Source organism: Pseudomonas sp. WS 5410 (assembly GCF_012985645.1).
Taxonomy (GTDB): Bacteria; Pseudomonadota; Gammaproteobacteria; order Pseudomonadales; family Pseudomonadaceae; genus Aquipseudomonas; species Aquipseudomonas shahriarae.
Window position 1 is genome coordinate 192,108 of the sequence record NZ_JAAQWS010000007.1, and the last position, 21,060, is coordinate 213,167.

A 21,060-nucleotide genomic window follows, 5' to 3' on the forward strand; every position below is an offset into this window, starting at 1 on the left:
TCAGTGGAGAGTCAGTCGCGACCAGTCAGCAGGACGGGAAGCGCTAATGGGTTCGCGCCATTCCAGGGTCACGCCCTGGAACTGCACGTTGAAACGGGTGCTACCGGCCGTGGGATAGCGCTTGTAGCCTTCGGTATGGCCGAGGCTGATCAGGCGCTGACCTGACTCGGGAGTGATCACCAGGAGATTGCTTGCAGGGTGAAACGCCTGCACGCGGATGCCATGGGCCTGCAAATTGCGGGCGGCGGCGTTAAACACCCGCAGACGGTCTGCCAGGGTCGGGGTCAGGACTTTCAATGGCGTGCGGTTAGTGGAGGCGAGCATGGGCGTTCTCCTGGTTGCAGCAGTCGGGGTTGATTGGGCAGTGTTGGCAGGCGCGCCAGTGCTGCATCGCCTGGGGATTGTGAGTCGGTGCCGGTTTTTCGCGGTAGCTTTGGCACTGGTCAGAGGTGACGGTCTCGTCCAGGGCGACACATTCAATGCGGCCCAGAGTTTCCATCACGCGCCGCTCCACACCCGCCGTGCTGGGGGATGCGTAGCGGTTGGAGAGAATCAGGCTGACGGCCGTGCGGCTCATGCCAATGCGCTGGCTGGCCTTGGTTTTGTTGCTGGCGGCTACCTCAGCGGCAAGCAAGCGCACGAACAATGGCACTTCGTTGCCCCAGGCGGACAGGTTGACCTGGTTCATTCGGCCACCTCCTGGTCAGCTTTGCGCCACACGACCTGATCTAGGTTCGGGTCATAGACCTGGTGAAAGTCGCGCTGATAGATCGGATGTTTGGGGCCGGTGTAGCGGGACGGGACCAGGCTGAAACGGGTTTTAACACCAGGCGTTCCGCCTCGACGTGTCACATAGCCAGCCTTTGCCAGGCCTGACAAATACACGTGAGCGCCAAACTCACTAATGGACACGCCGTTGACGCTGGCGGCGACGGCGGCCTCGGCGGCGCTAAACTCGCCCAGGATGCGCAATGCCCGCCAGACGTTCTCGGCACCGGCTGCATACTTGGAAACTTTGCCGCTACGGGTAATGCGCGGGGCTTCAACGCCTTCGTCTTTAAGGAGTTCCCACTCGGCATCGAAGCGCCCGACGTTGCGAACTTTGCTGACAATGCCGGCCTTTTCCATGTCTCGAAAATAGCCACGTACGGTTTGGTCGTCCTGGTTCGACTTTCGAGCAACAGCGTAAGTCGTCAGCTCTTTAGGGCTGGCGTTGATGGCACGAATGGCTTCCCAAATATGTTGGCGTGGGGGCTTTCCTCCCACCATCACCAGATCGGCTCTGATTCCCATGGCTCAAGCCCTCCGCGACGGCGCTTCGCCGGTAAACCAACCGCGTGAGCCCCAACCGGCGAGGTCGATGCTGTCGATGGCCTGGGCTTGGGTTTCGCTGTAGACCCGATATAGGTTGACGGCGATACGGCGAAGGCACCCACCGACCTTGGTCCGCAGATCCTCCAACAGGTCATCGGCAAAGCGCAGTGATGGATAACTGGCCTTGCTCAAGGCGCGCAGATCGTCAAGGGTGGCGCGTTGCGCAGGCACCCACTCCAGCACACGGTTATGCAGGCGCTCCAACTTAGCCAAACTACCGGGCACTCGCTCTTCACCGATCAGGACGATGGTTCCCTGGCTGGCGTTGTAGATGTCGGTCAGGACGTTGGCGACGGCCTTTTCCAGCAGGTACTGTACGTCGTCAATTAACAGTGGGCGACCACTGCGGGATAGCTGCTCGGCGATCTGATCAACCATCTGTGACAAGGTGCGCTCTGGCTGGATGCTCATTTCGCGCAGGATGGCGAGCAGGAAAGCTTTCTTGCTCCAGGTATCGCGACACTCCACGTAGTAGGCGCGATGTTGGTTGGCGGCGAAGGCAGCGCCCACGCTTTTACCCAGCCCGCTTGCGCCGTACATCACCACCAAACCAGGCAGGCCGGCTGGGCGGGCATGGGCTCGGGCGATGGCGGCTGACAAGAGGCCGACATTGGTCAGGGGAACGATCTTGGTAACACTCATAATGCGACTCCTAAAGGTCTTGGGTTAAGCGCGGGCCTGGTCGGCGAACGCGAACATTTGCTGAATAGATTTGAAGTCCGGGTGTTGCGGGTAGCGGGCATGCCATTGCGTTTCCTCGGCCGTCAGCGACTCGCCGCTGGTGATGCGGCCGTCGATCTGGAGCCAGAGGCGGTATCGGGCGGTTGGGTCGGTGGGCAATTCGAAGGCCGAGGCCTGCGGTGCAGCCAGTTGGGCGAAGCGCTGGGCCTCGGCGAGTTGTTCAGGCGACAGGTCGTACTGGCTCGACTGCGAAGCAATGACGCGCATTTCCACGTCTTGCCCGGTAATGGTTTTGGCTTTTTTGACCAGGCGGGACAGCTGGCCGCGTTCGCGTTTCTCGCTGGCTTTTTCCAGCATGGTTTTCGGCATGGCTGGACTGGCGTTCCCGTCGAGCAGCGCCTCGCCGATCAGATCGCCCTCTAGGGAGTGGACCCAAACACGGCTAGCGTCGCGGAAGTCATAGGCCACGCGGACCTGTTCCCCGTGGAAGCCGTCCAGGTCTTTAAGGAAGTAGGTGCCGCTGTTCCATTGCACCTGGCAACGGTGGACGGTGCGCTCGACCTGTGGCCGGGTCAGGCTCTCGACGATGTTGCTGTCAGCCAGCAATGGTTCCCAGCCCTCGGCCTCTGCCGACTTCCAAGACTCCATTGGGCTTTGGTGGCGCTTGCGCATGGTCGCAAGGTCGCGGAACTTCGGCAGGCCACGATGTGGGCGGCGGTTGTAGTCATCGAGTGCTTCTTGCAGGGCCGCGAAGAACACCGAAAATTCAGGTACGACTGTCGGCGCGATGCCCAGGGCAAGCTGTTTACGGGACAGTTTGTGGGTCTTGGTAGCGGCCTCTTTATCCATATCGGCGCCGATATAACTGTCGAACGTCTTGGCGAGCCGAACCAGGATGGTTTTATGGGGGCGCTCAATTACGCCGCGAGCCTGAGAGTTGTAGGGCAATGAGTGCGTGATAGTGCCGCCCAGGCGGTCGTTGACCTCGTAAACAACGGAGTTGTCAAAACCGCTGCCGTTGTCGACGTAAAACACCTTGTACATGCCGCAACGACTTACGCCGTCACGTAAGGTGTCCAGTGTGGCTAGGGTTGACTCCGCCAGGTTGACGGAGAAACCGACGATACGGCGGGTGCCCCAATCAATGACCATGGTGATTTCTGGGCGGAAAATCTGCCCCGTCAATGGATTGATCACTTCGGCGTCAAAGGTGTGGCCGTCGGCCACCCACACGTCATTCGGCCAGAGCATGTCGGCCTGACGGCGGTTATAGGCTTTTAAGGCGTTCAGTTCGTGCGGACCCATGCGCCCTTGCTCCCGTACCGACGGGCTGAGTTTTTTCAGCCAACGGCGCACCGCATGAATGCTCGGGCAAACAGTGGAATTGATGTCCTGGTGCAATTGCTTGAACTGCTCATACGCAGCTTCAACACTCGGTTTCTGCGGTCGCTGGTAGTGCTTGAGGAATGCTTGCGCCCAGGTCGGGACGCTCATGTCTTTTTGACGACGGGCCGGAGCTAGGCCTATTTCGCCGTGGGCGCGGTAGTCCGCCAGCCAACGCTTGAGGGTGCGCTCAGACAGGGTGCGGTCTTCGGTCTTGCGGTCGTTGGCGCGGATTACTCGCTCATTCAGATACGGACTGAGGTCGCCGGTTTTAGCCAACCCAACCAGAGTAAGGATGGCGCGGTTTTGGCTGACTACCTTGCTCATGCGTTCGATTTCACGCACGAACGCAAGGCGCGCAGTCATTACAGAAGACTGTGCATCGTTCAAGCGTGACGCTTTTTCTGAGTCACGCCCGGCTGTTACTACGTGTTTTTCAGCGACTGGTTCAACGGCGTTTTCTACGAGCGTTGCTGTCAAAAGCGCTGCCTGGGTTTCCTTTGGCAGGACCGAAAGGGTGTACTCAATGGCCTTACTGCCAAGACGCTGCTGGCCTTCCCAACGCTCACGCTTGGCGCGTATTTGAATGGCGCGCTCTGTTCCTGGCATTCCAGGCAAGCCAGCCAGCTCGCCGGCTGAATACCAATTACGCATGGCTGTCACCCAATGCACGCTTGAGTTCGCGTGCCTTACGTCCGGCATCATCGCGCAGGCGTTCCAGCCGCCCCAGTTCCGCATTGAGTGCGTCACGACCGTAAGCAATACGCCCGCCGCGTTGTTCGGCCAGCCAGTTGGTCAGTGCGTGGCAACTGCATACTTCTTCTAACAGGGGGGCTCTGTAGAACGGCAGGTTGTGATCTGTCCGGGCCGGACTCGACCATGCATCAAGCATGTGCTTGCTTACATCGTCACCCGAGAGTCGAGACATACGAGCTGCAATTTCATAGCGGTCTAGATCTGAACCTTTAAGGATCTCGCCGATCAGTTCACTTACCTGGGCTGCATTGTTGCCGTTACCAGGTATAGCTAGAACCGGCTGTGGGACGGAGAAGATGTCTAACGTCCGGTCGTCTTTGACTTTGCGCATGTTTATCCCTCCGTACCTGTTTTACGGTGCCGAAGGTCATAAGCTGGGTTATGCTCTTGGCTATAAGTTGCGTTCTTCTCGGCACGTTGTGACCTGATCCGATATGGGGTGCCGTTGGCGTTCCAACGGTCCGGCCACAAGTCGATTGGCTGAAGGCCCAGAGCCTTGGCTATCGCTCGTTCCATACGCGGGTAAGCTGTGCGTTTAGCGTTTTTAACGGCAGTGTCAGAGACGTTGAGTTCACGCGCCAACATCGCCAGCGAAGTGCCTTTGGCACGTAGCTGGTACTTGATCCATTCCCAGCGTTGGGTCGGATTCAAAGGGATTTCGGTTTTGTTCATGCCATACGTCCAGTTTTAACCACCGGGAAGGGTGGTTTTTTTGGGGTGTCTAACGTCACTTACGGCATAAACATAGCCGCTTTGTTCTTGGTGGTAAAGCGAAAAGCGGCATTTCGCTTTGCCGGAACCGGCATTTTTATAAGCGGTGAAGCTATGCCATTGTTTTTAAAGGCTTTAATTGGAATGCGAAATTTCGTTTTCTTTTGCGGCAGGGTTTCGTTTTCTCCTTTGGAGAAAGCGAAATGAGTGAGGGGCTAGCGGCGCGCATCCGAGAATGCGCTGAGATAGCCGGAAGCGGCGACGAACTTTCGCGCCTAACGGCTATACCTCGACGAACTCTGGAGTACTACCTGACGGGACATAGGGAACCAAAGGTTGCCCGTTGCGTTGATATTGCAAAGGCCGTAGGTGTGGATATTGGGTGGCTTGCGTCAGGAGAGGGGGATAGACAGAGGGGCATGGTTGCTGCGGCACCTGACGAGAGTGCGTATGTCTACGTGCCTCTGTACGACGCCTATTGCAGCGGTGGGCATGGATCGTGGAACGATGGGGCGAAGGTACTGACTATGCTCGCTTTCACGGCCTACTCGCTTCGTAAGAAGGGCTTGGAGCCATCCAGGCTTTCTGCTATCCGAGTAGACGGCGACTCGATGCTCGGGCTTTTGAACGACGGCGATACGGTTGTCATTGACCACGGCCGCAACACCCTTGAGGGTGAGGCTGTCTACGTCATCCAGTTGGATGACCATCTCTACGCCAAGAGGCTTCAACGCCAGTTCGACGGCTCGATCCACATCATCAGCGAGAACAAGGCCTACAGAGATATGATCGTGCCCAAGGAAAAGCTGAATGATCTGCGGATCATTGGCCGCGTTGTATGGGCTGGTGGCTGGATCTAGTCACACCGCTATCGGTGCCAAAGAGCCTGTTAAATTGGGGCGCACTGCTCAAGACTGATTGATTTTGGTCTTGCAGCTCTTTGGCATCGTTCTTGAGCCGCCCCGCAGTGGATGCTCCCCGCAACGCCCCGTCTTGTCGGGCTCATCACGAATTGTCCTGCTTAATCCAGCTTCTTCCCACCAGATCCTCCCCAGTGCCAAAGCTGCCACTAACCCACAAGATCAAAAGCGGAGCAACAACAAAGCCAGAGCGCGAAGCTGCATTCCCTGTGGGAGCTGGCTTGCCTGCGATGACGGTGTCTCAGCCAATACATTTATCGACTGATACACCGCCATCGCAGCGATGCGGCGACCCGACAGGCCAGCTCCTACAGGGAGACCGCGCACGCCTCGACGATCAGGTCGGCTGTCGGGCCGCCTCGCTTTGCTTGTGATTTTGATCTTAGGCGCCCCGTTAAACCACGCGGGCCGTCGGCTTTTCCAAAGTGAGCCGCCGTCAGGGCGGCCCCCTGAGTGGCCATGACCCCAGCAACGGATATGTACACAAACCCAATAAGCTAAAGAGTTGTGTAGATACCTATGCTGCGATTGGCCCTATCAGGCAGCCCGAGGCGCCCTGACCAACCGCAACCCGGCAATCACCAAGGCAAACACCGCAAAATTGGTGTTGTACAACGCCAATGCCGGAATCCCGAACGCCAGGCCCAACACCGCCAAACCCCAACCGGCACGGCCTGGCAGTACAAACGCCAGCACCGAGGTGACCAGCGCCGCCCAGCCCATGACCTTGAAGTGGATCATCAAACCCAGGTTCGCCCGCAACTGGCACTCCCAGCGGCTGGCATGGTCAACGCAGATGCCCACCCACTGCCCGTCCTCCATAAACCCATAACGGGCGCCATAACTGGCAGCCAGCCATAACGGCAAGGCCAACAGCAGCAGGATCAGCGGCAAACGACGGGACATAAGGGCACTCCGATAGACGAAAACGGCGCCCAGCTTAATCTCCCCTGGGCCATTGGCAAGGGTTGCGCACAGATAACTATTCATCAAAGCGTGCCAAAGTGTATCGTCTGCACACTATTACCTCGATTCCTATGTTTTTTCCGATATTAAGTGCCGATGGCTGGCACTTCGGCGATAACGCGGTGGTCATAGCCTGCGAACTTCATTAAGCACGTTTCCTCTTAGGGATTTAGTCATGCTCCGTTCCTTGCGCTGCGCTGCCCTGTTGGGTGGCCTTTTTTTGAGTGCGTCAGCACTGGCGGTCGACGTCGACCCGGCCAGCTATGGCTACCCTTTGACCAACCCGTTCGAAGCGACCATCGCCACAACGCCACCGGACTTGCGGCCGGATTTGCCATCCATTGATGACATCAACCAATCCGACTACAACCTGAACATGCGCCCGGAGCGTGAATTCAGCCTGCCCGACAACTTCTGGGCGGTGAAGAAGCTCACCTACCGCATTGCCAAACAGGATCGCGCCGCGCCACTGATCTTCCTGATCGCCGGCACCGGCGCGCGTTTTGACAGCTCTCTCAACGAATACCTGAAAAAGCTGTACTACAAGGCCGGCTACCATGTCGTCCAACTGTCGTCGCCCACCAGCTTCGACTTCATCAGCGCCGCCTCGCGCTTTGCCACACCTGGCATCACCCAGGAAGACGCCGAAGACATGTACCGCGTGATGCAGGCCGTGCGCGCACAAAACGCCACGCTGCCGGTCACCGACTTCTACCTCACCGGCTACAGCCTGGGGGCGCTGGACGCGGCGTTCGTCGCCAAACTGGACGAAACCCGACGCAGCTTCAACTTCAAGAAAGTGCTGCTGCTGAACCCGCCGGTCAACCTCTATACCTCCATCACCAACCTCGACAAGCTGGTGCAAACCGAGGTCAAGGGCATCAACAACAGCACCACCTTCTATGAGCTGGTGTTGAACAAGCTGACCCGCTACTTCCAGCAAAAGGGCTATATCGACATGAACGATGCCCTGCTCTACGACTTCCAGAACTCCAAGGAGCACCTGACCAACGAGCAGATGGCGATGCTGATCGGCACCTCGTTCCGCTTCTCGGCGGCCGATATCGCCTTTACCTCGGACCTGATCAACCGTCGCGGCCTGATCATCCCGCCCAAATACCCGATCACCGAAAGCACCAGCCTCACGCCGTTCCTCAAGCGTGCGCTGCAGTGTGATTTCGACTGCTACCTGACCGAACAAGTGATCCCGATGTGGCGCGCCCGCTCCGACGGCGGCAGCCTGCTGCAACTGATCGACCAGGTGAGCCTGTACGCCCTTGAGGATTACCTGCGTGACAGCCCGAAAATCGCCGTGATGCACAACGCCGACGACGTGATCCTCGGCCCTGGCGACCTGGGCTTCTTGCGCAAGACCTTCGGCGATCGCTTGACCGTCTACCCGCTGGGCGGCCACTGCGGCAACCTCAATTACCGCGTCAACGCCGACGCCATGCTGGAGTTTTTCCGTGGCTAAACATCTCCTGCTTCTTGCCGCCTTACTCTGTGCAGGCGTTGCCAACGCGGACAATAGCAAGGCTCATGCACCGACCGTGATCGACCAGGATGGCTTCAAGGAGCCCTTGAGCAAGCTCAAGTTCAACCCTGGCCTGGATCAGCGTGAGTTCGAGCGCTCGACCCTCAACGCCCTCAACGTCTATGACCCGCTGGAGTCGTGGAACCGTCGGGTGTACCACTTCAACTACCGCTTCGACCAATGGGTATTCCTGCCCGTGGTCGACGGCTATCGCTACGTCACCCCCAGCTTCCTGCGCACCGGCGTCAGCAACTTCTTCAACAACCTGGGCGACGTGCCCAACCTGATGAACAGCCTGCTGCAACTCAAGGGCCACCGCTCCCTTGAGACCACCGGCCGCCTGTTGGTCAACACCACTATCGGCATCGCCGGACTGTGGGACCCAGCCACCGCCATGGGCCTGCCGCGCCAGAGCGAAGACTTCGGCCAGACCCTGGGCTTCTACGGCGTACCGGGCGGGGCTTACCTGATCCTGCCGATCCTCGGCCCATCGAACCTGCGCGACACCGGTGGCCTGCTCGTCGACTACACCGCCGAATCGCAGATCAACTACCTCAACGTGTCCGAAGTCAGCTCCAACCACCCGGAAATCTGGGCCCTGCGCGCAGTAGACAAGCGCTACCAGACCAGCTTTCGCTACGGCCAGATGAACTCGCCGTTCGAGTATGAAAAAGTGCGGTATGTGTATACCGAGTCGCGCAAGTTGCAGATTGCCGAATAACGTTACCCAGCGTGCAAAAAGGCCATCGAAACGCTCGATGGCCTTTTTTTTCGGCTGTCAGCAGCCCACCCCTCGGAACCAGTTCGTACGCCCCTGCCACTTAAAGTCCAGGCCCCCATGCAGATAAGCCCGACACAAAACAGGCTGACCGCACTCTGCCCACCTCGAACTTTCCAGTGGAACTTAAACATGACGATATCGGTTTCCCAGCCCAGCCTCACGGCACCCACCCTCGCCGCGCCCCCGACGGCTGAATCCCAAGCCTCAACAAAACCTCATCTGGACGCCCCCAGAGGCGCCTATGGCCGACCGCGCGGCGACAATCGCAGTGCAGGGCAAATCTTCAAGGACACTCCGATCCTCAAGGACATCCTCAAACAAGATGGTCCTTTTGCAAGCAACTTCATCAATCAGCTCAAGCAGCAAACCGGCGATTGGAGCGCAGCCAATCGCGACCCCGAATCACGTGCCAATGCCGCCTATAACCTGGCCAAAGTGGCAACCTATATTGATGGCCGCGAGGACTTGGAGCGTCAGGGCCCAGCCCAGCAAAACGATCAGCACGTACAGGGTTTTGGCCAGTTCGGCAGTGTTTCCGCAGGCTCGGAAGCGCAGCTGTTCAAGGCATTCAGCGAAAAAGGCTACAGCGCGCTGCGGTAACGCCTAGCCCCTCAAGGCGCGCCACGCCTTGCTCGCTACAGACACCAGCGCCAGCACCAGCGCCCCGGCGATGATCCCCGCGACGGCATTGAGCAGGGTCGGCATCAGCCAGGAGATGCCACCGATACTCTGGCTCACGCTTTCAATCCAGTGATGAACCGCGGGCACGCCGTGGGTGAGGATGCCACCGCCGACCATGAACATTGCCGCCGTGCCGATCACCGACAGGCTTTTCATCATGTACGGTGCGGTTCGCAGAAGTCCGTTGCCGATATCACGTACCAACTGGCCGGGCTTTTGCGACATCCACAGGCCCAGGTCATCGAGCTTGACGATACCGGCCACCAGGCCGTACACGCCGATGGTCATGACCAGGGCGATGCCCGACAGCACGATCACTTGCTGCATCAACGGCGCATCCGCCACGGTGCCCAGGGTGATCGCGATGATTTCGGCCGAGAGGATAAAGTCGGTGCGGATGGCGCCCTTGATCTTGTCCTTTTCGAAGGCCACCAGGTCCGTTGCCGGATCGGCCACGGCTGCGACCAACTGGGCATGCTCGGCCTGATCTTCGGCCTTGCTGTGGAGGAATTTATGGGCGAGCTTTTCAAAGCCCTCGAAACACAGATAGGCGCCGCCGAGCATTAACAGTGGGGTGACCGCCCAGGGCGCGAAGGCGCTGATCAACAGCGCGGTGGGCACCAGGATCAGCTTGTTGATAAACGAACCCTTGGCAACCGCCCACACCACCGGAATTTCCCGCTCGGCGCGCACGCCGGAAACTTGCTGGGCATTGAGCGCCAAGTCATCCCCCAGCACCCCGGCGGTTTTCTTGGCGGCCATTTTTGTCATCAGGGCCACGTCGTCGAGGACGGCGGCGATGTCATCAATCAATACCAACAAGCTGCTTCCTGCCATGAATCGGACGTCCTTAATGTGGGATATTTCGCAGCATAGCGTGGTACAAAGCGTCGCGGGCAGATTCTTGAGGCCCGCGGATCGCCGGTGCTACCATGCGCAACCGCCTGTCCTGGCAAGGAATCATCTGGTCTATGAGCACCATTCGCGAGCGCAACAAAGAACTGATCCTGCGGGCAGCCAGCGAGGAGTTTGCCGACAAGGGCTTCGCCGCGACCAAAACCAGCGACATCGCCGCCAAGGCCGGGCTACCCAAACCCAACGTCTATTACTACTTCAAGTCCAAGGACAACCTCTACCGCGAGGTGCTCGAAAGCATCATCGAGCCGATCCTGGCCGCCTCCACCCCCTTCAACCCGGACGGTGACCCCAAGCAAGTGCTGAGCAGCTATATTCGCTCGAAGATCAGCATCTCCCGCGATCTGCCCTTTGCCTCGAAAGTGTTCGCCAGCGAAATCATGCACGGCGCGCCACACCTGAGCCCAGAGCAGGTGCAGCAGCTCAACGCCCAGGCCAAGCACAACATCGACTGCATCCAGAGCTGGGTCGATCGCGGCCTGATCGCCGCCATCGACCCTAACCACCTGATGTTCAGCATCTGGGCAGCGACCCAGACCTATGCCGACTTCGACTGGCAGATCTCAGCGGTGACCGGCAAGGCCAAGCTGGATGAGGCCGATTATGAAGCGGCGGCGCAGACGATTATTCGGTTGGTGTTGAAGGGGTGTGAGCCGGACTGAGGGACCGTGGTGTGGCTATCGCAGGCAAGCCAGCTCCCACAGGTCCCGTGCCAGACACAAAATGTATGAACAACGAAGATCCCATGTGGGAGCGGGCTTGCTCGCGAAAGTGCCCTCCCAGACACATCCTGCCAAAAGCCTGCCCATCAGCCTCAAACTCCCCGATCTAGCCTCTCAAGACCCCATCTGAAGAGAGGCAACGGAATGCCTGATCGAGCCACCTCACACCGCCTACGCATTGGCCGGTTCAGCGAAACCAACCGCATCTACCTAATCACCACCAACACCCACGAGCGCGTGCCGATCTTCAGCGATTTCCACCTGGGCCGCCTGGTGGTCTGGCAGTTCAGGCTTGCCCACTATCAAGGGCTGGCGAACTCTCTGGCCTGGGTGGTGATGCCCGACCACTTTCACTGGCTGATCGACCTGCAAAAGGGCTCCCTGGGGGACTTGATGTGCCAGGTAAAATCCAAAAGCACCCGTTCAGTCAATGGTGCCACTGGCCGCAAGGGAAGGCTTTGGCAAACCAGTTTTCATGATCGCGCGCTGCGCAAGGAGGATGATCTGGTGAAGATGGCCAGATATGTGGTGGCCAACCCATTGAGGGCGGGATTGGTGGAGAGGATTGGCGACTATCCGTTGTGGGATGCAATTTGGGTTTAGGTTTAAGACCGAGTCGCCCCTATCGCGAGCAAGCCCGCTCCCACATTTTGACCGTGTTCACAGGTCAAAACGCGGGCTTGCTCGCGATGAGGTTCTTACAAGCCCCGAGAAATCAAGCACTCACCCCCGCATCCGCCAACAACCCCACCCCTTCAATCGCGCTGATCGCGCACTGCTCATCAATATCCGACGTATCCCCACTGATCCCGATCGCCCCCAGCACCACCCCCGCCGGGTCCCGGATCAACACGCCGCCCGGCGCCGGCACCACGCCGCCCTGCCCCAGGCTGTTCAGCGCGGCGATAAATGCCGGGCGTTGCTGGGCATCCAGGGCCAGCAGGCGCGAGCCCTTGCCCAGGGCAATCGCGCCCCAGGCCTTGCCGATAGCGATTTGCGGGCGCAGCAGGCTGGCGCCGTCTTCGCGTTGCAGGGTGATCAGGTGCCCGCCGCTGTCGAGCACCGCGATGGTCAGCGGTGCAGCGGCAATGGTGCGGCCAGCGGTGATGGCCTGGCTGACCAGGTTGACTGCGACTTTCAAGGTTAGAGCGCTCATGGGTGCCGTCCTTATCTTGTTATTGAGAAAGCCTTTGGGCTCTGACTGATCAGAAGCCGGATGCAACAAATAGAACACAATAGATTTATTTTTTGTATACAATATTTCGAAACATACGCACCATACGTCGAAATAATCCCGCTAAAAAGCCTTCCGACGAATGCACAGGCGCGAGAATAAAATGGATTGACCTGCGCCGCTCGCCGTGAATACACTTTGAAGCAACACCACTTGTATACAATTACAAAACGCAAGAGGCACCAAAACCATGAGCAAAATGAGAGCAATCGAAGCCGCCGTTCTGGTGATGCGCCGTGAGGGTGTAGACACCGCCTTCGGTATCCCAGGCGCCGCGATCAACCCGTTGTATTCGGCCCTGCAAAAGGTCGGCGGCATCGATCACGTCCTCGCTCGCCACGTGGAAGGCGCTTCGCACATGGCCGAGGGGTATACCCGCACCAAGGCCGGCAATATCGGCGTGTGCATCGGCACTTCGGGCCCGGCGGGCACTGACATGGTCACCGGCCTGTACAGCGCCTCGGCCGACTCGATCCCGATCCTGTGCATCACCGGGCAAGCGCCCCGTGCCCGCATGCACAAGGAAGACTTCCAGGCCGTGGACATCACCAGCATCGTCAAGCCAGTGACCAAGTGGGCGACCACCGTGCTCGAGCCTGGCCAAGTGCCATATGCGTTCCAGAAAGCCTTCTATGAAATGCGCTCCGGGCGCCCCGGCCCGGTGCTGATCGACTTGCCGTTCGACGTGCAGATGGCCGAGATCGAGTTCGACATCGACGCCTACCAGCCACTGCCGTTGGCCAAGCCACTGGCCACACGCATCCAGGTCGAGAAAGCCCTGGCCATGCTCGACCAGGCTGAACGCCCGCTGCTGGTCAGCGGTGGCGGCGTGATCAATGCCGACGCCAGCGAGCTGTTGGTGGAATTTGCCGAACTGACCGGTATCCCAGTGATCCCGACGCTGATGGGCTGGGGCACCATCCCCGACGATCACCCGCTGATGGTGGGCATGGTCGGCCTGCAAACCTCGCACCGTTATGGCAACGCTACGATGCTCAAGTCCGACGTGGTATTGGGCGTCGGCAACCGCTGGGCCAACCGTCACACCGGCTCGGTGGAGGTGTATACCGAAGGTCGCAAGTTCATTCACGTTGACATCGAGCCGACGCAAATCGGCCGTGTGTTCACCCCGGACCTGGGCATCGTGTCCGACGCCGGTGCCGCGCTGACGATGTTTATCGAAGTGGCCCGCGAGTGGAAAGCCGCCGGCAAGCTCAAGGACCGCAGCGCCTGGTTGCATGATTGCCAGCAGCGCAAAGCCACCCTGCACCGCAAGACCCACTTCGACAACGTCCCGGTCAAGCCGCAACGGGTGTACGAAGAGATGAACCAGGTGTTCGGCAAAGACACCTGCTACGTCAGCACCATCGGCCTGTCGCAGATTGCCGGTGCGCAGTTCCTGCACGTCTACAAGCCGCGCCACTGGATCAACTGCGGCCAGGCCGGCCCATTGGGCTGGACCATTCCGGCCGCACTGGGCGTGGTCAAGGCCGACCCGAGCCGCAAGGTGGTGGCGCTGTCCGGCGACTATGACTTCCAGTTCATGATCGAAGAGCTGGCCGTGGGTGCGCAGTTCAAGCTGCCGTACATCCACGTGGTGGTAAACAACTCCTACCTGGGACTGATCCGCCAGGCCCAGCGCGGGTTTGAAATGGACTACTGTGTGCAGTTGTCTTTCGACAACCTCAACGCCCCGGAACTTAACGGTTATGGCGTCGACCACGTTGCCGTCGCCGAAGGCCTGGGTTGCAAGGCCCTGCGTGTGTTCGAGCCGGGCCAGATCCAGCCCGCGCTGCGCAAGGCCCAGGAAATGATCGAAGAGTTCAAGGTGCCGGTGATTGTCGAGATTATTCTGGAGCGCGTGACCAATATTTCCATGGGCACCGAGATCAACGCCGTCAACGAATTCGAAGATCTGGCACTGGTGGGCAACGACGCACCGACTGCCATTTCATTGCTCGATTAAGGAGAACCCCATGCCGCGTTTTGCCGCCAACCTGTCCATGCTGTTTACCGAACAGGACTTTCTCGCCCGCTTCAAAGCCGCCGCCGATGCCGGCTTCAGTGGGGTGGAATACCTGTTCCCCTACGAGTTCAGCTCCGCCGAAATCAAGGCACAACTCGACGCCCACGGCTTGACCCAAGTGCTGTTCAACCTGCCGGCCGGTGACTGGGCCAACGGCGAGCGCGGCCTGGCTTGCCACCCGGACCGGGTCGAAGAGTTCCGCGCCGGGGTCAACCTGGCCATCGCCTACGCCCAGGTGCTGGGCAATACCCAGATCAACTGTCTGGCGGGGATTCGCCCCGCCGGTGTGGATGACGCCACCCTGGAAAAAACCTTCGTCGCCAACCTCAAGTACGCAGCCGACAAGCTGCAGGCGGTGGGGATCAAGCTGGTGATGGAAGCGATCAACACCCGCGACATTCCAGGCTTCTACCTGAACAACACCGCGCAGGCCCTGGCGATTCGCGAACTGGTGGGCAGTGCCAACCTGTTCCTGCAGTACGACATCTATCACATGCAAATCATGGAAGGCGACCTGGCGCGCACCATGGCCACGCACCTGGATCAGATCAACCATATCCAGCTGGCGGACAACCCGGGGCGCAACGAGCCAGGCACCGGGGAGATCAACTACCGGTTCCTGTTCGAGCATCTGGATCGCATTGGCTATCAGGGGTGGGTCGGCTGTGAGTACAAGCCGTTGACCACCACCGAGGCTGGCCTGGGTTGGCTCAAGAGCCATAACGCCATCTGAGCAACCCCACAGGGGGCAGTGCCAGACCTGCACAACTAATAAAAAGAGGATTTCATCATGGCTAAAATCGGCTTTATCGGCACCGGCATCATGGGCCAACCCATGGCCGCGAACCTGCAGAAAGCAGGTCACCAACTGTTCCTCTCCGAGCACCACGGCAAGGCGCCCGCCGAGTTGATCGCCGCCGGTGCCGTGGCCCTGGCCAACCCGCAGCAAGTGGCCCAGGAAGCGGAGTTCATCATCGTCATGGTGCCCGATACCCCCCAGGTCGATGACGTGCTGTTCCGCGCCGACGGTGTTGCCGCAGGCCTGTCGCCGAACAAAGTGGTGATCGACATGAGTTCGATCTCACCCACCGCCACCAAGGCCTTTGCCGCAAAGATCAACGCCACCGGCGCGCAGTACCTCGACGCCCCAGTGTCGGGCGGTGAAGTCGGTGCCAAGGCCGCGACCCTGAGCATCATGGTCGGCGGCGAGCCGCAAACGTTCGAACGCGCCCTGGCGCTGTTCCAGAGCATGGGCAAGAACATCACCCTGGTGGGCGGCAATGGCGATGGCCAGACCGCCAAGGTGGCAAACCAGATCATCGTGGCGCTGAACATCCAGGCGGTGGCCGAAGCACTGCTGTTCGCCGCAAAGAACGGTGCAGATCCGGCCAAGGTCCGCGAAGCGCTGATGGGTGGCTTCGCCTCGTCGAAGATCCTCGAAGTGCATGGCGAGCGGATGATCAAGGGCACCTTCGATCCGGGTTTCCGTATCAACCTGCACCAGAAGGATTTGAACCTGGCCCTGGCCGGCGCCAAGGAGCTGGGGATCAACCTGCCCAACACCGCCGGTACCCAGCAAGTGTTCAGTACCTGCACCGCGATTGGCGGCGGCAACTGGGACCATTCGGCGCTGATCAAGGGGTTGGAGCATATGGCGAATTTCTCGATTCGCGATAAGTAACCTCCCCTCTCGGAATGCAATCCCTGGTGGGAGCTGGTTTGCCTGCTCCCACATTTGGCCCTCATTCCACGCCTCAAACCCAATAACAAGAATCCGGGAGCCCGCTTATGTCGGTCGATCCGCAACACCTGCTTCGCGAGCTGTTTGCCACAGCCATCGACGCTGCCCACCCCCGGCAAGTCCTCGAACCTTATCTGCCCGCCGACCGCAGCGGCCGGGTGATCGTGATCGGCGCGGGCAAAGCCGCAGCCGCCATGGCCCTGGTCGTGGAAAACAGCTGGCAGGGCGAGGTTTCGGGCCTGGTGGTCACACGCTACGGCCACGGCGCACCCTGCCAAAAAATCGAAGTGGTCGAAGCAGCGCACCCCGTGCCGGATGCCGCCGGCCAGGCCGTGGCCAAGCGTGTGCTGGCGCTGATCAGCAACCTGGGCGAAGACGACCGGGTGATCTTCCTGCTGTCTGGCGGCGGTTCAGCCCTGTTGGCGTTGCCGGCAGCGGGTATCACCCTGGCCGACAAACAAGCCATCAACAAAGCCCTGCTCAAATCCGGCGCGACCATCGGCGAGATGAATTGCGTGCGCAAGCACCTCTCGGCGATCAAGGGTGGGCGCCTGGCCAAGGCCGCCTGGCCGGCCACGGTCTACACCTACGCGATTTCCGATGTGCCGGGCGACCAGGCCACGGTGATTGCCTCCGGCCCGACCGTAGGCGACCCGAGCACCTCGCAACAGGCGCTGGCGATTCTCAAGCGTTACCAGATCGAAGTGCCGGCCTCGGTGCGCAGCTGGTTGCAGAACCCGGAATCAGAGACGGTCAAACCCGGCGACCCGTGCCTGGCGCGCAGCCATTTCCAATTGATCGCACGGCCGCAGCAATCCCTCGAAGCGGTGGCGGTAAAAGTGCGCCAGGCCGGTTTCAGCCCACTGATCCTCGGTGATCTGGAAGGCGAAGCGCGGGACGTGGCCAAGGTCCACGCCGGCATTGCCCGGCAAATCGTGCAGCACGGCCAGCCACTGGCGGCGCCCTGCGTGATCCTGTCCGGCGGCGAGACCACCGTGACCGTGCGCGGCAATGGCCGTGGCGGACGCAACGCCGAATTCCTGCTGAGCCTGACCGACAGCCTCAAGGGCCTGCCCGGCGTCTACGCCCTGGCCGGTGACACCGACGGCATCGACGGCTCCGAAGACAACGCCGGGGCAATCATGACCCCCACCAGCTACGCCCGCGCCGAGGCCCTGGGCCTGTCGGCCAGCGATGAGCTGGATAACAACAATGGCTACGGCTATTTCGCGGCACTCGACGCGTTGATCGTCACCGAGCCGACCCGTACCAACGTCAACGACTTCCGCGCCATTTTGATACTTGAGACTGCTGCCCATGACGCCTGACAAGAAGGTCAAAATCCTCGCCACCCTGGGGCCGGCCACCGACGGTATTGATGACATCCGCGAGCTGGTGGAAGCCGGGGTGAACATCTTTCGCCTGAACTTCAGCCATGGCGAGCACGCCGACCATGCCCAGCGCTACCAATGGATCCGCCAGGTTGAACGCCAGCTCAATTACCCCCTGGGGATCCTGATGGACCTGCAAGGGCCCAAGCTGCGGGTCGGGCGTTTCGCCGAAGGCAAGGTGCAACTGGTGCGTGGCCAGGCCTTGCGCCTGGACCTTGACCCGACACCGGGCGATCAGCGCCGGGTCAACCTGCCCCACCCGGAAATCATCAAGGCCCTGGAGCCGGGCATGGACCTTTTGCTGGATGACGGCAAGCTGCGCCTGCGGGTGATTACCAAGCATGCCGACGCGATCGACACCACAGTGTTGAATGGCGGCGAACTGTCCGACCGTAAAGGGGTGAACGTCCCACAAGCCTTGTTGGAACTCAGCCCACTGACCGCCAAGGACCGCCGCGACCTGAGCTTCGGCCTGGAGCTGGGCGTGGACTGGGTGGCGCTGTCGTTTGTGCAACGCCCCGAAGATATCCGCGAAGCCCGCGAGCTGATCGGTGACAAGGCGTTCTTGATGGCGAAGATCGAAAAACCCTCGGCGGTGCGCTACCTGCAGGAAATCGCCGAGTTGAGCGATGCGATCATGGTCGCCAGAGGGGACCTGGGCGTGGAAGTGCCGGCCGAAAGCGTGCCGCAAATCCAGAAAGACATCATCAGCACCTGCCGCCAGCTGGGCAAACCGGTGGTGGTGGCCACACAGATGCTCGAGTCCATGCGCTTCTCGCCGGCCCCCACCCGCGCCGAAGTCACCGACGTGGCCAATGCCGTGGCCGAAGGCGCCGATGCGGTGATGCTGTCGGCCGAAACCGCGTCCGGCGAATACCCGTTGGAAGCGGTGCAGATGATGAGCAAGATCATCCGCCAGGTGGAGAACGGCCCGGACTACCAGACCCAACTGGATGTAAGCCGGCCCAAGGCCGATGCCACGGTGTCCGACGCCATCAGCTGCGCGATCCGTCGGATCAGCAGCATCCTGCCGGTGGCGGTGCTGGTGAACTACAGCGAGTCGGGCAGCTCCAGCCTGCGTGCAGCACGGGAGCGCCCGGCGGTGCCGATCCTCAACCTCACGCCCAACCTGTCCACTGCGCGCCGCTTGAGCGTGGCCTGGGGTGTGCATTCGGTGGTCAATGACCGCTTGAGGCAGGTGGACGAGGTGTGTTCCACCGCACTGGAAATCGCCCAGGCCCAAGGCATGGCACAGCGTGGGGATACCTTGTTGATCACGGCGGGGGTGCCGTTTGGGCAACCGGGGTCGACCAACTCGCTGCGCATTGAGACGTTGATCTAGCGTCTGTTCGGGCCTTATCGCGAGCAAGCCCGCCCCCACATTTGATTGGGTTCGCCAATCAAATGTGGGAGCGGGCTTGCCTGCGATAAGGGCAACTCGGTCTCCCTGACTCCCTCACCATGCCCAACCCAACCTGCCCCGACTGGGCCGAAGCTCTGCTCAACGGCTTCAGCCAGATATTCCTGCAACGCCACCCGCTGTGTGGCCTGCTCTGCCTGCTGGCGATCCTCACCTGCGCCCCGGCCCTGCTCGGCGGTGCGCTGCTGGGCGGGGTCGCCGGCCTGCTCACGGCCCAGCGCCGCGACTATCCCAAGGCCGAGCGCCAGGCCGGGCTCTATAGCTACAACGGTGTGTTGCTGGGATTACTGATCAGCCAGCATTTCGCCTGGTCGGCCTTGCTGCCGCCGTTGATCCTGGCCTGCGGCGGCCTGAGTGCGATCCTGACCCGGCAATGGGTCAAGCGCACGGGCCATGGCGATGACTTGCCTGCCTATACCGTGCCCTTCGTCGGGTTAGGCTGGCTGTTGCTCGGCACGGTCGCACCTGCCGCGCTGCCTATCACTACGCCGGCCCCCCTGGACTGGCTAAGCGCTCCGCTGATCGGCCTGGGGCAGATCGTGCTGCTGGATCAACCACTGGCCGGCGTGCTGATCGCCCTTGGCCTGCTGCTGGCCAGCCCTCGCGCAGCGCTGTGGGCCGTGGTGGGCGCCTGCAGCGGCATGGCACTCGGCCTGCTGCTCGACGACCGCGCTGGCGCCCTGCTCGGCCTGCACAGCTATAACCCGGCGCTTGCCGCCCTGGCCCTCAGCCAGTACCGGCGCCAACCCTGGCTGCCCCTGCTCGGCATCCTCCTGGCATGCCTGCTTGCCCCAGGCTTCGCCGGCCTGCACCTGGCACCGCTGACTGCGCCGTTTATCCTCGCCTGCTGGCTGGTGCGCGCCACCCTGCGTCTGCGGCACCGGTCCAACATGGACAGCCCGTTCGAATCCCCCTAGGCTTCGCAGATCTTCGATTCAGGCGGACTTCATGGACAGTAACAACGACTGGCGCCAGCGGCTCTACGTCATGGTTTTCCAGAGCGACACGGCGGCCGGGCGGCGCTTCGACGGCATCCTGTTGCTGATCATCCTCGCCAGCATAGTGATCGTGATGCTCGACAGCATCGACGTCGTGCACCAGAACTACGCCGATGTGCTGGCCTATATCGAGTGGGGCTTCACGCTGATCTTCGCCATCGAGTACGGCCTGCGCCTGTATTGCTCGCCCAAGCCATTGCGCTATGCCTTCAGTTTCTACGGGCTGGTGGACTTGCTGGCCATCGTCCCCGGCATCCTCGCCCTGTACTACAGCGACGCCCAGTACCTGCTGATTATCCGCATCATCCGCATGTTGCGGATCTTCCGGGTGCTCAAGCTCAGCCCGTACCTCAAGCAAGCCAACTACCTGATGTCGGCGCTGCGCGGCAGCAAGCAAAAGATCGTGGTGTTCCTGGTCAGCGTCTGCACCCTGGTGACGGTGTTCGGCACCCTGATGTACGTGATCGAGGGCCCGGAGCATGGCTTTACCAGCATCCCCAAGGGCATCTACTGGGCCATCGTGACCCTGACCACCGTGGGTTTTGGCGACATCGTGCCCAAGACCCCGCTGGGCCAGGTGATCTCGTCGCTGGTGATGATCACCGGCTACTCGATCATCGCCGTGCCCACCGGGATCTTTACCGCCGAACTGGCCAACGCCATGCGCGGCGAGCAATTGCAACACGACTGCCCGGTGTGCAAGAAAAGCAGCCACGAACCCAACGCGGCCTTCTGTTCGCGCTGCGGCAACGGGCTCTATAAAAAAGTGGAATAAGCAAAGTACTTTTTAATCTTTAAGCGTCTATGCCACCGCGGCTATAGTCGT

At 60.5% G+C, this 21,060-nt stretch carries 24 protein-coding genes; 14 read left to right on the top strand and 10 right to left on the bottom strand.

All coding sequences use genetic code 11. From position 1 onward, the window contains the following. The 7 genes from HBO24_RS13060 to HBO24_RS13090 are packed head-to-tail and all read right to left on the bottom strand — an operon-like array spanning nt 1 to nt 4,866. Nucleotides 1-324, bottom strand: a complete 324-nt coding sequence (locus HBO24_RS13060) for a hypothetical protein (protein WP_170059850.1) — start codon at nt 322-324, stop codon at nt 1-3. After that, nucleotides 308-688 carry a hypothetical protein gene (locus HBO24_RS13065; RefSeq protein ID WP_069557251.1) on the bottom strand — a complete coding sequence of 127 codons (381 nt, stop codon included), beginning with the start codon at nt 686-688 and terminating at the stop codon, nt 308-310. Before HBO24_RS13065 ends, HBO24_RS13060 begins: the two co-directional genes overlap by 17 nt. Next, a complete protein-coding gene (locus HBO24_RS13070; RefSeq protein ID WP_262381526.1) occupies nt 685-1,293 on the bottom strand; it encodes a hypothetical protein in 609 nt (202 codons plus the stop codon). Before HBO24_RS13070 ends, HBO24_RS13065 begins: the two co-directional genes overlap by 4 nt. A 3-nt stretch (nt 1,294-1,296) precedes the next feature. Further along, nucleotides 1,297-2,016, bottom strand: a complete 720-nt coding sequence (locus HBO24_RS13075; protein ID WP_170059851.1) for an ATP-binding protein — start codon at nt 2,014-2,016, stop codon at nt 1,297-1,299. A 24-nt stretch (nt 2,017-2,040) separates the two neighbouring features. Then, nucleotides 2,041-4,176 carry a Mu transposase C-terminal domain-containing protein gene (locus HBO24_RS13080; protein ID WP_346343268.1) on the bottom strand — a complete coding sequence of 712 codons (2,136 nt, stop codon included), beginning with the start codon at nt 4,174-4,176 and terminating at the stop codon, nt 2,041-2,043. Continuing rightward, entirely contained in the window at nt 4,085-4,525 is a 441-nt protein-coding gene (locus tag HBO24_RS13085) for a hypothetical protein (RefSeq protein WP_170059853.1), read from the bottom strand. Before HBO24_RS13085 ends, HBO24_RS13080 begins: the two co-directional genes overlap by 92 nt. Before the next feature lie 2 nt (nt 4,526-4,527). Beyond that, nucleotides 4,528-4,866, bottom strand: a complete 339-nt coding sequence (locus HBO24_RS13090) for a helix-turn-helix domain-containing protein (protein WP_170059854.1) — start codon at nt 4,864-4,866, stop codon at nt 4,528-4,530. 45 nt (nt 4,867-4,911) lie between these two features. Here HBO24_RS13090 and HBO24_RS13095 point away from each other — a divergent pair, with 45 nt between their 5' ends. Together HBO24_RS13095 and HBO24_RS13100 are read left to right on the top strand one after the other, a co-directional pair. Further along, on the top strand, nt 4,912-5,112 hold the full coding sequence (locus HBO24_RS13095) for a hypothetical protein (RefSeq protein WP_170059855.1): 201 nt from the start codon (nt 4,912-4,914) through the stop codon (nt 5,110-5,112). Then, nucleotides 5,109-5,765, top strand: a complete 657-nt coding sequence (locus HBO24_RS13100) for a S24 family peptidase (protein WP_170059856.1) — start codon at nt 5,109-5,111, stop codon at nt 5,763-5,765. Before HBO24_RS13095 ends, HBO24_RS13100 begins: the two co-directional genes overlap by 4 nt. 597 nt (nt 5,766-6,362) lie before the next feature. On the opposite strand, the gene HBO24_RS13105 is transcribed toward HBO24_RS13100, so the two are convergent. After that, a complete protein-coding gene (locus HBO24_RS13105; protein ID WP_115127692.1) occupies nt 6,363-6,731 on the bottom strand; it encodes a hypothetical protein in 369 nt (122 codons plus the stop codon). Between the two features lie 235 nt (nt 6,732-6,966). Between HBO24_RS13105 and HBO24_RS13110 the strand changes: the two genes are divergently transcribed. The 3 genes from HBO24_RS13110 (at nt 6,967) to HBO24_RS29360 (ending at nt 9,706) form a co-directional block, all read left to right on the top strand. After that, on the top strand, nt 6,967-8,265 hold the full coding sequence (locus HBO24_RS13110; RefSeq protein WP_057438855.1) for a serine/threonine protein kinase: 1,299 nt from the start codon (nt 6,967-6,969) through the stop codon (nt 8,263-8,265). Beyond that, on the top strand, nt 8,258-9,046 hold the full coding sequence (locus HBO24_RS13115) for a VacJ family lipoprotein (RefSeq protein WP_057958978.1): 789 nt from the start codon (nt 8,258-8,260) through the stop codon (nt 9,044-9,046). The genes HBO24_RS13110 and HBO24_RS13115 overlap by 8 nt, the downstream gene beginning before the upstream one ends. Nucleotides 9,047-9,163: 117 nt before the next feature. Continuing rightward, nucleotides 9,164-9,706: a hypothetical protein gene (locus HBO24_RS29360; RefSeq protein ID WP_178124556.1), complete on the top strand. Its 543-nt coding sequence runs from the start codon at nt 9,164-9,166 to the stop codon at nt 9,704-9,706. A 3-nt stretch (nt 9,707-9,709) separates the two neighbouring features. Here HBO24_RS29360 and HBO24_RS13125 read toward each other — a convergent pair whose 3' ends face one another. Next, nucleotides 9,710-10,624: a DUF808 domain-containing protein gene (locus HBO24_RS13125; protein ID WP_170059857.1), complete on the bottom strand. Its 915-nt coding sequence runs from the start codon at nt 10,622-10,624 to the stop codon at nt 9,710-9,712. 134 nt (nt 10,625-10,758) lie between these two features. Between HBO24_RS13125 and HBO24_RS13130 the strand changes: the two genes are divergently transcribed. Together HBO24_RS13130 and HBO24_RS13135 are read left to right on the top strand one after the other, a co-directional pair. Beyond that, nucleotides 10,759-11,364 (top strand): TetR/AcrR family transcriptional regulator, encoded by a 606-nt coding sequence (locus tag HBO24_RS13130; RefSeq protein ID WP_057438851.1) that lies wholly within the window; start codon nt 10,759-10,761, stop codon nt 11,362-11,364. Nucleotides 11,365-11,568: 204 nt separating this feature from the next. Then, the gene (locus tag HBO24_RS13135) at nt 11,569-12,027 is read left to right on the top strand and encodes a transposase (protein WP_170059858.1); all 459 of its coding nucleotides are present in this window, start codon (nt 11,569-11,571) and stop codon (nt 12,025-12,027) included. A 112-nt stretch (nt 12,028-12,139) separates the two neighbouring features. Here HBO24_RS13135 and HBO24_RS13140 read toward each other — a convergent pair whose 3' ends face one another. After that, complete coding sequence (locus HBO24_RS13140) at nt 12,140-12,580, bottom strand: heme-binding protein (RefSeq protein WP_057438850.1); 441 nt, start codon at nt 12,578-12,580, stop codon at nt 12,140-12,142. Between the two features lie 268 nt (nt 12,581-12,848). Between HBO24_RS13140 and gcl the strand changes: the two genes are divergently transcribed. The 7 genes from gcl (at nt 12,849) to HBO24_RS13175 (ending at nt 21,009) form a co-directional block, all read left to right on the top strand. After that, nucleotides 12,849-14,624 (top strand): glyoxylate carboligase, encoded by a 1,776-nt coding sequence (gene gcl / locus HBO24_RS13145; protein ID WP_057438849.1) that lies wholly within the window; start codon nt 12,849-12,851, stop codon nt 14,622-14,624. A gap of 10 nt (nt 14,625-14,634) precedes the next feature. Further along, complete coding sequence (gene hyi / locus HBO24_RS13150) at nt 14,635-15,417, top strand: hydroxypyruvate isomerase (protein WP_170045843.1); 783 nt, start codon at nt 14,635-14,637, stop codon at nt 15,415-15,417. Between the two features lie 57 nt (nt 15,418-15,474). After that, nucleotides 15,475-16,365 carry a 2-hydroxy-3-oxopropionate reductase gene (locus HBO24_RS13155; RefSeq protein ID WP_057958974.1) on the top strand — a complete coding sequence of 297 codons (891 nt, stop codon included), beginning with the start codon at nt 15,475-15,477 and terminating at the stop codon, nt 16,363-16,365. Between the two features lie 107 nt (nt 16,366-16,472). Beyond that, entirely contained in the window at nt 16,473-17,753 is a 1,281-nt protein-coding gene (locus HBO24_RS13160; protein WP_120732266.1) for a glycerate kinase, read from the top strand. Continuing rightward, nucleotides 17,743-19,158, top strand: coding sequence for a pyruvate kinase (gene pyk / locus HBO24_RS13165; RefSeq protein WP_057958973.1), 1,416 nt, complete (start codon nt 17,743-17,745; stop codon nt 19,156-19,158). The genes HBO24_RS13160 and pyk overlap by 11 nt, the downstream gene beginning before the upstream one ends. Nucleotides 19,159-19,277: 119 nt before the next feature. Then, nucleotides 19,278-20,153 (top strand): urea transporter, encoded by an 876-nt coding sequence (locus tag HBO24_RS13170; RefSeq protein ID WP_169876543.1) that lies wholly within the window; start codon nt 19,278-19,280, stop codon nt 20,151-20,153. A gap of 31 nt (nt 20,154-20,184) precedes the next feature. Continuing rightward, nucleotides 20,185-21,009 carry an ion transporter gene (locus tag HBO24_RS13175; RefSeq protein ID WP_057438844.1) on the top strand — a complete coding sequence of 275 codons (825 nt, stop codon included), beginning with the start codon at nt 20,185-20,187 and terminating at the stop codon, nt 21,007-21,009. Nucleotides 21,010-21,060 lie beyond the last annotated feature (51 nt).